Below are 12,315 nucleotides of genomic sequence, written 5' to 3'. Positions count from 1 at the left end.
ATTGCAAAAGGAGATAGAACCTCTAAACCATTAATACTTTTCATTACTAAGATACGAGGTTCTATCAAAAAACGCCACTTATTATAAGGTGAGCCCTAAGCTAGACACTTAGAAATCACTTCATATACATCTTTAGAAAGGTCCTCTTTCAAAATACGCTCAAGTTGCCCTTTCATTTTCTGCCCCAATTCAGGCTGCAGCTTTTTCCAACGAGTCAAAGGCGTACATAAACGAGAAGCAATTTGAGGATTAAGCTTATTTAAAACAATAATCTGATCTGCCAAAAAGGCATAGCCACTTCCATCTTCATGATGGAAACCGGATACGTTTTGCCCAAACCCACCAAGTACAGAACGAACCTTGTTAGGATTTTTTAAGTCAAACGCTTCATGCTCCATCAAACCTTTCACTCTAGATAAAGCGTCTGCAGCTTCTTGATTAGCACTTAACATAAGCCACTTGATAACAACCAAAGGCTCATGCTGCCACTGCTCGTAAAACGAGGCCAACATATTCTCCGCATCTTCATGTTGACTATGAACAGCAGACGACAAGGCAGCAAACTGATCTGTCATGTTGTTCGCGCTTTCAAATTGTGTTTTTACGGTTTGATGAGCGAGCTCACTATCTGTTTCCAACCAATAAGATAAAGCCATATTTTTTAATGATCTATGGGCTATATCTTTTGCTTGAGGAGAATACTCTCCTTCTAAATGATGTTCTCGATAAAGCCTTCCAAAGTCTTCCTCTAACTCTTTAGCAATAAGTTTTTTGAAGAAGCCTCTTGCCTCTTTAATTGCCGCAGGATAGATAGTTTCTGCCAATTCAGATAAGTAAGCTTGACTTGGCAATGCCAAAATGAGCGCCACCATAGCTGGGTCTAATTCTTTATTTTCTAAAAGATTTTTAAAACCTTTTACTAATTGAGAATCAATAGACAAGGCTTGCTTGGCAATGGCTTGATTAATCAGTACAGTCAATTCATTTACTGCAAGTTGTTGTGCTGCACTCCAGCGATTAAAGCCATCAGAGTCAGAAGACATCAACAATAACAAGTCTTCAGATGAATAATCATAACGAAGTTTTATTGGTGCTGAGAAGCTTCTAAACAAAGACGGTACTGGCTGAGTAGTCACACCTGTAAATTCAAAAACTTGGCTTTCAGCAGTTAAGTGAAGAACATGCTCTTGGGATTCTTGACCATTAAAGTACGCAGAAATCTCCTGACCATTTGGATCTAGCAAGCCCATCTTCACAGGAATATGTAATGGCAGCGTTACAGGTTGCGCCGCTGTCTCTGGTGTATGCTGTGTCATAGTCAAGCGATATACACCTGAGGCAGCATCAAACTCATCAGTCACTTCTATAACTGGCGTTCCCGACTGAGAATACCAACGTTTAAAGTGAGTAAGGTCTACTCCAGATGCATCTTCCATCGCAGAGACAAAGTCATCACAGGTAACAGCTTGTCCATCGTGTCTTTCGAAGTATAAATCTGATCCAGCACGGAACTTTTCAGCACCTAACAAGGTATGGATCATGCGAACAATTTCTGATCCTTTTTCATAAACCGTAAGAGTGTAAAAATTCGAAATTTCAATAAATGATGCAGGTCTTACTGGGTGAGCCATTGGACCTGCGTCTTCAGCAAACTGAGCCGTTCTTAAGAAGGAAACATCCTCAACACGCTTAACCGTTTCTGAATGCATATCCGCTGAAAAGCTTTGATCACGAAAAACCGTAAAACCTTCTTTTAAGCTAAGCTGGAACCAGTCACGACAAGTGACTCGGTTACCTGACCAATTATGGAAGTACTCATGGGCAACAATGGCCTCTACTCGTAAGTAACTGTCATCAGTTGTTGTTTTTGGGCTTGCCAGAAGACATGAAGAGTTAAAGATATTTAAGCCCTTATTCTCCATGGCTCCCATATTGAAATCATCAACAGCGACTATCATGAAAATATCTAAATCGTACTCACGACCATAGGCGGTTTCATCCCAACGCATGGAGCGCTTTAGTGCTTCCATGGCATAGTCGACTTTATCTAGATTGTGAGACTCAGTGAAAATTTGCAGTTTTACTTCTTTATTGCTTTGCGTGACGAAGACATCATTTTTAACTTCTAAATCCCCTGCCACTAAAGCAAACAAGTAGGCAGGCTTTGGAAATGGGTCGTGCCAAACAACGAAGGTTTTGCCTTCATCCGTTTTCCCGCGTTCTATTTCGTTACCATTAGACAGCATCACAGGGTAACGAGATTCATCCCCGATAATGGTCGTTGTGAAGATAGACATCACATCAGGACGATCTAGATAGAAAGTAATGTGGCGGAAGCCTTCTGCTTCACATTGGGTGCAGAACATGGACGATGAGCGATACAAGCCTTCCAAACGTGTGTTGTTTTGAGGCTCAATCAAGGTTTCACAGGTAAGGATAAATACGTCTGGTGTCGCTGATATGATTAGCTGGTTTTCACTTAGACGATATTCTTCTTCTGGCAAGGTGTAATCATCAATTGCCAAAGCGATTAACTTCACATCGACACCGCTGTCTAACACTAATGGCGTGGTCGATAACCCGAATTCTGGGTTACGGCGCATATGCAATCGAGAAGTCACAACGGTTGTTGTTTCATCAAGGTCAAATGTGAGCTCTGTCTTATCAATTAAGTAAGGAGGAACTTGATAGTCTTTCAAGTAAATCGTTGAAGGTTGGCTGTCTTTCACTGGTTCTCTCCTAAAATTCGAGTATTGCTTGGTAGCCCGTGTATTTACGAATGTTAATCACGCCAGTATCAAGGATCCAGTATTGGCCTTTGATACCCATTAGTGTGCCTTCGATACGAGGCGTTTTTTCGGCATTTAAACTGGTAATTTTGGTGGGATATTCCAAAACTGGGTAATGAAATTGGAAGGTTTCGTTCTTATCAGACAAATCTACAATGGATTGAAAACCGAACTCACTCTGTAAGGCATCCAATCCTTCATAAACCTGTTCAATTAGTCTTTCTTGCTCTTGTTCAAGGTCCATAACCACATCAATGCCTTTTAGCATGTTACGCCAATTGGTCTTGTCTGCTACCTGAGCTTTAAATAAGGTTTCTACTAGACCGGACATTCTGCGGTTTTCTACAGAAAATAGTGCTCTACCCTGCGTCGCACCTTGGTCAATCCAGCGGGTGGGCAATTGATCGCCACGGGTGATGCCCACTTTTAAAGAAGACGTATTAGATAAGTACACATAATGACTTTGCATACAAAACCTTTCAGCCCACTCTGGCTCACGACAGGTGCCCAAATGAAAGTGGCATTTTTCAGGGCTCATAATGCAGGTGTCGCATGCGGCTAACTTACGAAAACAATTAAAACAAAATCCTTGGCTAAAAGATTTTTTGGTCACCTTGCCACAATTAGTACAATGTATAGTGCCATCTATCTGCAAAGTCACTTTTTCGCCAAGTAACTCATTGACGAAAACGCGCTCACCATTGAGCTCTAAATAATACTGAACTTGGTTGTCGTGCACATCGGCCGACATTTTTTTTAGATTACCTTGCAGCATTAATTAGACGCCTTTGGCCCATCGACCCACTTGATAGTTTCATGCTCATTGGTACCTGTTTTACTATCACACGCATCATGAACTTGAGTGTCGATGTAACCAACACGATCTGTTTCTTCTTTGTTAGCGTAATCGTATGTAATCACAGCCTGCATACACAGTTCTTTTTGCTCAGCTGTTAATTTTATACCGTTTGGCCACTTACCTAACTCCACGGCTTGCTTCAGGCTAGCATAGACTTCGGGTGACATATTATCGATCATATCTTTAAAATTCATTTCTATTCTCTCTACTTCTTAATCCGCTAGTTTAGTTAGCGCGATATAAGCTTATGTATAACGCCATACACCAAGGCCAGTAACAAGCCGGTTGCGAGACCTATGGCATGGGCGGTATTAGCGATACTACCTAAACCTAGCAACTCAGGAAGTGGTGTATACCCCACCCCAAGCCAGATAACAAAAAAAGCTAATAAGGGTTTGCTAATAATATTCGGGGCCTGTTTATTTAATATTGGGTACAAGTAGGCAAAACCTATCATTCCGTAAACCACACCGGATAAGCCGCCAAACAAAGGGTATCCAGATAACAAATATTGCAGAACATTACTTGCTACCGCGATAACCAAAACACCCACCAGCCATAGGGTGGAACCCAACAAAGACTCTAACCTGCGACCAATATCCCAAATCCATAATGCGTTAAACACTAAATGCACAATGCCGAAATGTAAAAAAGCAGGCGTTACCAAGCGCCAATACTCACCAGTAGAAAATATATCTGGTAAGTTGTACGCATATAGCTGCCCTGCGTGTACTTCTATAGCACTAATAGTGAAATAGCCTACCTTAGTTAAATCCGCACCTAGCTGGGTAAACATAGCTACAAATGCAGACAACAAAATCAGTATAAGAGTTACGGGAGTATGAAATGGGCGAGAAAAAAAACTCTGGCCTTTAGCTGAAGTAGCAGAAGAAGTAGATGCAGCAAATTCTACACTAGCAAGGGATAAAGGGTCTTGCTTCCATTGCGCTATAATCTCTTCAACCTTATCTAACTGATTGGGATCATTTAACCAAAGTTCATTATGCCCATCATTAAAAGCTATCTGATGGGCAATTTTATGACGCCATAACGCTTTCGTTAAGTGCGATGGGTCTTCTGTAGATGAAAAGCGATAAACTGGATACATGCAGTTTTTTAAACAACACCTTTGTTAATTGACGCCTTAAACAGCGAAACCTAAGGCAAATAGCTTGATTGCCAGCCTAACTTATCTCGACAGACATTATAGAAATCGTGATTTTTAGGGTGGATAAGGCGAATACTTCCTGCTTTTTTGGTTATGTGAATCTCATCACCAGGTGCGGCTGTAATGTTGATTTGACCATCACAACTCACACTAGGATAAGTTAGATTAGATTCACATACTACAATACGGATTTTTGCGTTGGCATCGATCACAATAGGACGGTTACTTAGAGTATGTGGGTGCATAGGCACTAATACCAAAGCGTCTAATTTAGGTAGCATAATCGGGCCACCAGCAGATAATGCATAAGCAGTAGAGCCTGTTGGTGTGGCAACGATCAGACCATCTGACTTCTGATTCATGACGAACTGATCATCAATAAATAGATCAAAACGTATCATTCGCGCAGATTTTCCGGGGTGTAGCACCAAATCATTTAAGGCGATTCCTTCACCACTCGGTTTATTTTGCCTCGTTACCTTGGCTTCTATCATGAAGCGTTGCTCTTCGTGATATTCGCCTCGAAAAATAGGGTCTAACTCTTCCTGTAAATTATGGGGAGAGATATCTGTCAGAAAGCCTAAGGTACCTCGGTTAATACCTAGAACTGGAATATCGTCGTTACAAATGGCTCTTGCTGCACCTAGGAAACTTCCATCACCGCCAACTACCATAACCATGTCACAATTATCTGCCAGTTCTTTTAAAGCAGAGGCGTCCACTTTAATACCAGGCATCATTGCTGCCAATTCGTTTTCAAGAACTGGGGAGATATCCTTACTTTCTAAATACTCCATCAGCTTTTTAACGGTATCTAGAATTTGTGGCTTGTCTAAACGAGCAATAATACCAACGCGCCTAAAAAGACTCATACTTCACTCTCTTCCATACAGTATTCAGTGAATGCCTAGCGAGAAGAAATAAACCAAGAAGCTCTTTGCTTATTAGCTCTCTAACATTTTTAGCAACTTTAACATGAAGAACAGGAATATCGCCACGGTGTTAAGCACTTAGAAATGGATTCTTATCATTTGAATATCCACCCCACCCCTGTATTCCCCCAGTATGAATAAATAATGTACGTGAATACGGCCAAACACCCTGTTTCATGGCAGATATGATGAAATACATACTTTTGCAGGTATAAACTGGGTCTAGGGGAGCATAAAAGTTATCTTCTGCATACTCTTTCATAAACTCAGTCAGTTCATTACTGTGCTTGGCATATCCACCATGGTGTTTATCTGAATAAAAAAATAATTTATCAGCGAGTTTATTTATTATGGAACCTTCCACTGATTCCCGATGAAAATAGTTTTTTTGGGCAATCTCTTCCGCAAGTTTAAGTATTTCTACTTTTTGTGCTTCCGCCCCTTTAAGTGCACTTATAACATGCAATGTCGGTGTCGCTTCGTAAGCTAATAACCCTGCTGCTGTTGTCCCTGTACCAGATGACACAACCCATGCATCATATTGGCTATCAAGACGGTGAATATTCTCAGCCCATTCCATGCACCCTAACGCTCCTAACTCACCTCCCCCACCTTCGGGAATCCAGTAAACGTTCTCATATAAACGGTTAATGGTTCGAACCACTTCCGCATCCATAGCCAACTTATAATCACGACGCGAGCTAGGCCACAGCTCAACACCATTTGCTATCACAGCGTTTAACGTAGTGTTGAGTTGAGGCTGTAATTCACCGCGAACAACGGCCAGTGTTTTTAAACCTGACCCTTTTAGAGTCGAACTAAAGGCATGAAGATGGTTTGAGAAAGGTCCACCAAAAGTAGCAATCGCTTTGGCGCCTTGTTGTTTTGCTGCTTTCAAATGGTGTTGTAACTTGTGCCACTTATTGCCTGGTGCCTCTTCATGCTCAAGGTCTCCTCGAAAAATATCCAACTGGAGGTTTTGGCTGTTTGTCTCTTTAATATTGGTTTCTTTTAATAGACGAGACAAATCAACAGGGTGTATTAATGGCATGAGCATTTCCAAGCATTACGGAAGAGATAAGCGAAAAAATACATCTTACAACACTTCTTTGATAACATCTCACCCCCAACAAATACTCACTACCCTGTTTTACTTTATTTTTAGCAGGACTGACTTTCTAACAGGGCTTATTCTATAAAGGGTAAGCATATTAAGGGCTTTAATGAGTCAACATACTCTCTTACACGATAGTGCCGACGAATTTGGCCTGATTCGCGTATTCGACGATGGTCAATTTCGTATTCTTTCTTTTGCAGAAGGCGATGAACAAAGCCGCATGCGCATTTCATCCCCCCATGTTCTCCAACATGAATACACTCAGGCTATGGCTCTCTCATTATTATTTTGCCAGCCTAAAAGAGTCTGTATTTTAGGACTAGGTGGCGGCACACTGGTTAACGCTATTTATCATGCCGTTCCAAGTGTTCAAATTACCGCCGTTGAATTGAGACAAGAAGTGTTAGATGTTGCAGAAATGTACTTCAAGATACCCAAAGGCAAGCGAATCCATTTAGAACATGCTGATGCTGGAGAATACTTAGAAAAAGGCTTAAGTAAAAAGGTCGATCTTCTGATGACGGATATTTACCACGCAGAAGGCATGGACAGGCAAGTTTTAAAAACATCTTTCATTGAAAATTGCGCAAGAAATATTAAGGAAAATGGCTGGCTCATTCTGAATTGCTGGACAGGGGGACATGATAGTGATGATTTACATGACCTGTTAAGAATACATTTTTCAGATATTAGAGCCTTAGACACAGGCACGGGTAACTGGGTGATTTTAGCTGGGAAACAAGTAAGTACAATTTCCAATAAAGAACTTAAGAGTCAAGCAAACAAGCTGAGTCAAAAGCTTGATATTCCTTTAAGCAAATGGCTATCTAGACTAACAAATATTTAGGTCGTAGCTGAGCTAAAGAGTGTCACATTTTTACTATTTATCTGTCACATAACTGCAAAGCATGAAGCCTAAAATCGCAGCTACCAATTAACTATTAGGTATCTACGATTATGGAAAACAATCAAGCAGCGCTGCAAAATAAAAGCGATATAGAAAGCTATACCCAGTGGGCCATGGTGGCCTTTTTAGTTTATCTTCTAATATGTGCCGTAGGCATGATTGGCGGAGGTTTTAAACTGGCTGCAGGTGGACAAGCGAAAGAGCTTTTTGCTTTTGCAAGTAACCCATTTGCGGGTTTAGTTGTCGGCATTGTGGCAACAGCCTTAATTCAATCATCCTCTACCGTTACTTCTATCATTGTCGGTTTAGTAGCGGGTGGTCTTCCCGTTGAACTGGCGGTGCCTATGGTAATGGGAGCAAACGTTGGCACATCTATTACAAACACCATTGTTTCTCTAGGTCACGTGAGAGCAAAAGAAGAATTTAAACGTGCTTTTTCTGCTGCTACTGTCCACGACTTTTTCAACTTACTCTCAGTTGCTATTTTCTTACCTTTGGAGATTGCCTTCGGCATTTTAGAGAAATTGGGCGGCTGGATGTCAGGATTGTTTTACGGCTCTGGTGACGCTTCAATTAAGAGTTTTAACTTTATAAAAGCGGCTACGGCACCTGTGGTCAATACTTTTAAAGGCATGACTTCCTCACTAGGGGATCAAATTGGTGGCATTACACTTATTATCCTTGGCATCGTTTTAATCTTCATCAGTATTACGATTGTTGGTAAATTGCTGAAGAAATTGATGGTTGGCAGAGCGAAGGACATCATGCATACGGCTATTGGCCGTGGCCCTTTATCTGGCATTGCTTCCGGCACCTTGGTCACCATTCTGGTTCAATCTTCTTCTACAACAACTTCTTTAATGGTACCTCTGGCTGGCTCTGGTGCTTTCCGCTTGAAGGATATCTACCCTTTCACTTTAGGTGCCAATATTGGAACCTGTGTTACTGCAGTACTTGCAGCAACAGCCGCAACAGGTAATGCCGAAGCCGCATTACAGATCGCTTTTATTCACCTTGTGTATAACATCATTGGTGTCATCGTGATTTACGGCCTTCCTATGCTTCGCGATATTCCTGTTAGAGCAGCAGAAGCTTTAGGCGCCACCGCTGCCGAGAACAAGTTCGCAGCGCTAGCTTATATTCTTGCTGTATTTTTCTTTGTACCTGCTTTATGCCTTGGTGTTAGTAGCCTAATTTAAGAAGGAGAAGATCATATGGAAAATTTACAAGTTATCACTACGGAAAGGTTGAATAAGCTCATTAATGAGACTCAACAAACGTTAGAAGAGTTAAAAGAAGAAGTAACTCGTCGTGAGCACCTTAAACAGGAGCATGCCATTATCGACTTAGATAGGCACATGACAAGCGCTGAGTTTAACTTAACAAGCATTAAAAACTTTATTGCTTACCTTGTTGAAGAGTCAAAGAAAAACAAGTCATAAATTTTTCAATAAAAAATCCCCAGTCTTCATATGAAGACTGGGTTTTTTTTTATTTATGACATTAAGCTTTAAGCATTTAAGACACTGCTTACTAAGCTCTTAGCTTCCTCTTCTAATTCAGCTAAATGCTGCTCAGAAATAAAGCTTTCCAAATAGATCTTATAGACGTTTTCAGTGCCGGATGGGCGAGCTGCAAACCAGCCATTTTCTGTAGAAACTTTTAGACCACCAATAGCAGCACCATTACCTGGCGCATGGGTAAGCACACTTGTTATTGTCTCCCCTGCTAGCTCAGTTTGCGTAACGTTCTTAGTATCTAATGCACCAAGAATAGCTTTTTGCGCTGGTGTCGCTGCAACATCAATACGCTTGTAGAAAGGCTTACCATATTTTTCGACTTGCTCCATGTAAAGGCTATGAGGGTCTTTACCTGTTACTGCCAATATTTCTGCAGCCAAAAGAGCGAGAATGAAACCGTCTTTATCCGTTGTCCAAACTTTGCCATCTTTTCTGAGGAAAGATGCGCCTGCGCTCTCTTCCCCACCAAAGGCCATAGCACCTTCATACATGCCTTCAACATACCACTTAAAACCTACAGGCACTTCACAAAGTGTTGCATTCACACCCTTGATGACTCTGTCTATCATGCCACTAGAAACAAGTGTTTTGCCAAATTGGATATCTTTCGACCATAAAGACCTGTGTTGAGAGAGATATTCAATGGCAACACCTAGGTAGGCATTAGGGTTCATTAAACCAGACTGAGCACACACAATACCGTGACGGTCATAATCTGGGTCATTGCCAACAGCGATATCAAAGTCATCTTTTAGCTTTAATAAGCCACTCATTGAATAAGGTGAAGAACAGTCCATACGAATACGACCGTCTTTGTCTACGGGAACAAACCTAAAGGTAGGATCAACTTCTGTATTAACAACCGTAATATCTAAGCCATAACGTTCCGCGATAGGCTTCCAGTAGTGAATACCCGAACCTCCCATTGGGTCAACACCAATACGAATATTTGCCTTAGCGATGACCTCCATGTCAATTACGTTTTCTAGATCATTGACATAATGAGAGATATAATCAAACTCTTCAATTAAACCACTAGCATTCACTTCTTCTTGCGAAAAAGTTTTCACATCCACAAGATTTGCAAGCAGTAAATCATTGGCTCTTTTTGCAACCCAATCGGTAATCTCTTTGTCCGCGGGGCCACCTTTCGAAGAATTGTATTTGATACCACCATCTTCCGGCGGGTTATGGGAAGGCGTGATCACTAAGCCATCACTTGTGTCTGATTGAGTTTGGTTATGTGTCAAAATAGCATGAGAAATAACAGGTGTCGGTGTAAAGCCACCATTCAGTTGAACTCTCACACGAACACCATTGGCAGTCAGTACACTAAGAACTGTTTGGAAAGCCGCTTCTGATAGAGCATGTGTATCTTTACCCACATACAATGGGCCTGTGATGTTTTGTGATAAGCGGTATTCAGCAATCGCTTGAGAAATAGCAAGGATGTGATTTTCATTGAAGCTGACAGATAACGCGCTACCACGATGTCCAGATGTACCAAAGCTAACACGCTCTTCCGCATTATGTTCGACATTGGGCTTCTTTAAGTAATAGGAAGTTAATAGTTCAGGTAAATTTACAAGAGAATCGTGCGGGGCTAGCTGTCCAGCTAGAGGGTGAATTGCCATATTATTTACACCTATTGAGTCTTTGAAATTATTTCTTACAGTCTCCCTTAAATTCAGATGAGTTTCAACGACAGAACACGCAACATAAATTTACATGCGCTCTAAAAGTTACACTCGATACTATAATTAATTGATAAAACAAAGAATCCTTATAAAACATAAGTACAACTCTACAGACTAAGCGGGGTTGATATGAAAAGTAACGACGCATTAATTCTATCTGGCGGTGGCGCCCGAGCGGCCTATCAAGTAGGTGTTTTATCTGCCATGGGGAAAATTCTCCCAGAGAATAATAAGCTCCCCTTCTCCATATTATGCGGAACCTCCGCAGGGGCACTTAACGCCACTATGCTGGCTTGCCATGCCCATAATTTCACCAAGGCCACCTCTCGACTTTCCCATGTATGGAGCCACCTCACTCCAGATCAGGTCTATTCACTTGATAGGTGGCCTATGGTTAGTTCTTTAACCAAAGCCTTACTGTCCCTATTTCACTCCCACAATAACCCTTCGGCATTAGCTCTGATGGACAACTCGCCTTTAAAGGCTCTGCTAAGCCAAAATTTAGACTTTACCAAAATAGACAAAGCCATCGAAAACCAAAACTTATCAGCCCTAGCCATAACCGCCATGAGCTATACAACGGGAAAATCCACCACTTTTTTTAAAGGACGTAATGGTTTTGATGAGTGGATCAAGTCAAGAAGCCACGGTATAAAACAAGACCTATCAGTCAAGCACCTACTAGCATCGAGCGCGATTCCTATGTTGTTTCCCGCTCAGAAGGTAGGCAAACACTATTATGGTGATGGTGCGATAAGACAAAAGTCTGCCATTACCCCTGCCATTCAATTAGGTGCTGAGAAACTTTTCATCATTGGTGTGAGTGGTAACAGAGCACCGCAGAAATGGACCAGTGAAGAGTCAGTTGAAGAAGTAACGGCTCCTAGCCTGAGTCAGATTTTAGGGCAACTCTTAAACAGTGCCTTCATAGATAATCTCGAAGAGGACATTAGTCAGCTGGAATTGGTAAATAACTTGATTAGTGAGCTGCCAGAAGAAAAACAGTTAAAACAAGCCAAATTACCTATGAACACCTTGATTGTTTCGCCTTCAGAAGCACTCAATGAAATCGCCCACCATTACTTACACACCTTACCAAAAAACATTCGCGTTCTGCTTAAAGCCGCTGGTAGCTCTTCTACTTCAAAAGTTAGCTCCGCCGCTAGCTATTTACTATTCACCCCGCCATTTTGCAAAGCGCTTATTGAATTGGGCTATAAAGACGCCATGTGGGAAAAAGATCGAATATTGGCATTTTTTAAAGATGAGCTAGAAGAATAATGCGTTTATCAGTTTAGAGTGAACAGAGAATTGGAAACAGTGAAC

At 41.4% G+C, this 12,315-nt stretch carries 11 protein-coding genes; 4 read left to right on the top strand and 7 right to left on the bottom strand.

Annotated features, from left to right (window positions below):
- Positions 1-95: 95 nt before the first annotated feature.
- The 6 genes from pepN to OFY17_RS07600 form a co-directional block, all read right to left on the bottom strand.
- Entirely contained in the window at positions 96-2,729 is a 2,634-nt protein-coding gene (pepN, locus tag OFY17_RS07625; protein ID WP_263530133.1) for an aminopeptidase N, read from the bottom strand.
- A 10-nt stretch (positions 2,730-2,739) separates the two neighbouring features.
- Positions 2,740-3,564, bottom strand: coding sequence for a DUF2797 domain-containing protein (locus OFY17_RS07620; RefSeq protein ID WP_263530132.1), 825 nt, complete (start codon positions 3,562-3,564; stop codon positions 2,740-2,742).
- The gene (locus OFY17_RS07615; RefSeq protein WP_263530131.1) at positions 3,564-3,842 is read right to left on the bottom strand and encodes a YeaC family protein; all 279 of its coding nucleotides are present in this window, start codon (positions 3,840-3,842) and stop codon (positions 3,564-3,566) included. The genes OFY17_RS07620 and OFY17_RS07615 overlap by 1 nt, the downstream gene beginning before the upstream one ends.
- Positions 3,843-3,877: 35 nt before the next feature.
- Positions 3,878-4,756 carry a rhomboid family intramembrane serine protease gene (locus tag OFY17_RS07610; protein WP_263530130.1) on the bottom strand — a complete coding sequence of 293 codons (879 nt, stop codon included), beginning with the start codon at positions 4,754-4,756 and terminating at the stop codon, positions 3,878-3,880.
- Between the two features lie 50 nt (positions 4,757-4,806).
- Positions 4,807-5,688, bottom strand: coding sequence for an NAD(+) kinase (locus tag OFY17_RS07605; protein WP_263530129.1), 882 nt, complete (start codon positions 5,686-5,688; stop codon positions 4,807-4,809).
- Between the two features lie 130 nt (positions 5,689-5,818).
- Positions 5,819-6,799, bottom strand: a complete 981-nt coding sequence (locus tag OFY17_RS07600; RefSeq protein WP_263530128.1) for a 1-aminocyclopropane-1-carboxylate deaminase/D-cysteine desulfhydrase — start codon at positions 6,797-6,799, stop codon at positions 5,819-5,821.
- Between the two features lie 172 nt (positions 6,800-6,971).
- On the opposite strand from OFY17_RS07600, the gene OFY17_RS07595 reads away from it, so the two are divergent.
- The 3 genes from OFY17_RS07595 to OFY17_RS07585 all read left to right on the top strand — a co-directional run bounded on the left by OFY17_RS07595 (position 6,972) and on the right by OFY17_RS07585 (position 9,214).
- Positions 6,972-7,712, top strand: a complete 741-nt coding sequence (locus tag OFY17_RS07595) for a spermidine synthase (RefSeq protein ID WP_263530127.1) — start codon at positions 6,972-6,974, stop codon at positions 7,710-7,712.
- Positions 7,713-7,822: 110 nt separating this feature from the next.
- A complete protein-coding gene (locus OFY17_RS07590; RefSeq protein WP_263530126.1) occupies positions 7,823-8,971 on the top strand; it encodes a Na/Pi symporter in 1,149 nt (382 codons plus the stop codon).
- 15 nt (positions 8,972-8,986) lie between these two features.
- Positions 8,987-9,214: a hypothetical protein gene (locus OFY17_RS07585; RefSeq protein ID WP_263530125.1), complete on the top strand. Its 228-nt coding sequence runs from the start codon at positions 8,987-8,989 to the stop codon at positions 9,212-9,214.
- A 68-nt stretch (positions 9,215-9,282) separates the two neighbouring features.
- Here OFY17_RS07585 and pgm read toward each other — a convergent pair whose 3' ends face one another.
- Positions 9,283-10,926, bottom strand: coding sequence for a phosphoglucomutase (alpha-D-glucose-1,6-bisphosphate-dependent) (gene pgm / locus OFY17_RS07580; RefSeq protein WP_263530124.1), 1,644 nt, complete (start codon positions 10,924-10,926; stop codon positions 9,283-9,285).
- Positions 10,927-11,118: 192 nt separating this feature from the next.
- Between pgm and OFY17_RS07575 the strand changes: the two genes are divergently transcribed.
- Entirely contained in the window at positions 11,119-12,270 is a 1,152-nt protein-coding gene (locus OFY17_RS07575) for a patatin-like phospholipase family protein (RefSeq protein WP_263530123.1), read from the top strand.
- Positions 12,271-12,315 lie beyond the last annotated feature (45 nt).

Source organism: Marinomonas sargassi (genome assembly GCF_025716875.1).
In the GTDB taxonomy this organism is placed as follows: domain Bacteria; phylum Pseudomonadota; class Gammaproteobacteria; order Pseudomonadales; family Marinomonadaceae; genus Marinomonas; species Marinomonas sargassi.
The sequence above is the reverse complement of the archived record's forward strand: the minus strand, read 5'-3'. Positions and strand labels throughout refer to the sequence as shown.

Coding starts and splice junctions, on each gene's coding strand:
- OFY17_RS07575 (WP_263530123.1), top strand. CDS start 11,119: ATGAAAAGTAACGACGCATTAATTCTATCTGGCGGTGGCGCCCGAGCG.
- OFY17_RS07590 (WP_263530126.1), top strand. CDS start 7,823: ATGGAAAACAATCAAGCAGCGCTGCAAAATAAAAGCGATATAGAAAGC.
- OFY17_RS07595 (WP_263530127.1), top strand. CDS start 6,972: ATGAGTCAACATACTCTCTTACACGATAGTGCCGACGAATTTGGCCTG.
- OFY17_RS07600 (WP_263530128.1), bottom strand. CDS start 6,799: ATGCCATTAATACACCCTGTTGATTTGTCTCGTCTATTAAAAGAAACC.
- OFY17_RS07610 (WP_263530130.1), bottom strand. CDS start 4,756: ATGTATCCAGTTTATCGCTTTTCATCTACAGAAGACCCATCGCACTTA.
- pgm (WP_263530124.1), bottom strand. CDS start 10,926: ATGGCAATTCACCCTCTAGCTGGACAGCTAGCCCCGCACGATTCTCTT.
- OFY17_RS07620 (WP_263530132.1), bottom strand. CDS start 3,564: ATGCTGCAAGGTAATCTAAAAAAAATGTCGGCCGATGTGCACGACAAC.
- OFY17_RS07615 (WP_263530131.1), bottom strand. CDS start 3,842: ATGAATTTTAAAGATATGATCGATAATATGTCACCCGAAGTCTATGCT.
- OFY17_RS07605 (WP_263530129.1), bottom strand. CDS start 5,688: ATGAGTCTTTTTAGGCGCGTTGGTATTATTGCTCGTTTAGACAAGCCA.
- OFY17_RS07585 (WP_263530125.1), top strand. CDS start 8,987: ATGGAAAATTTACAAGTTATCACTACGGAAAGGTTGAATAAGCTCATT.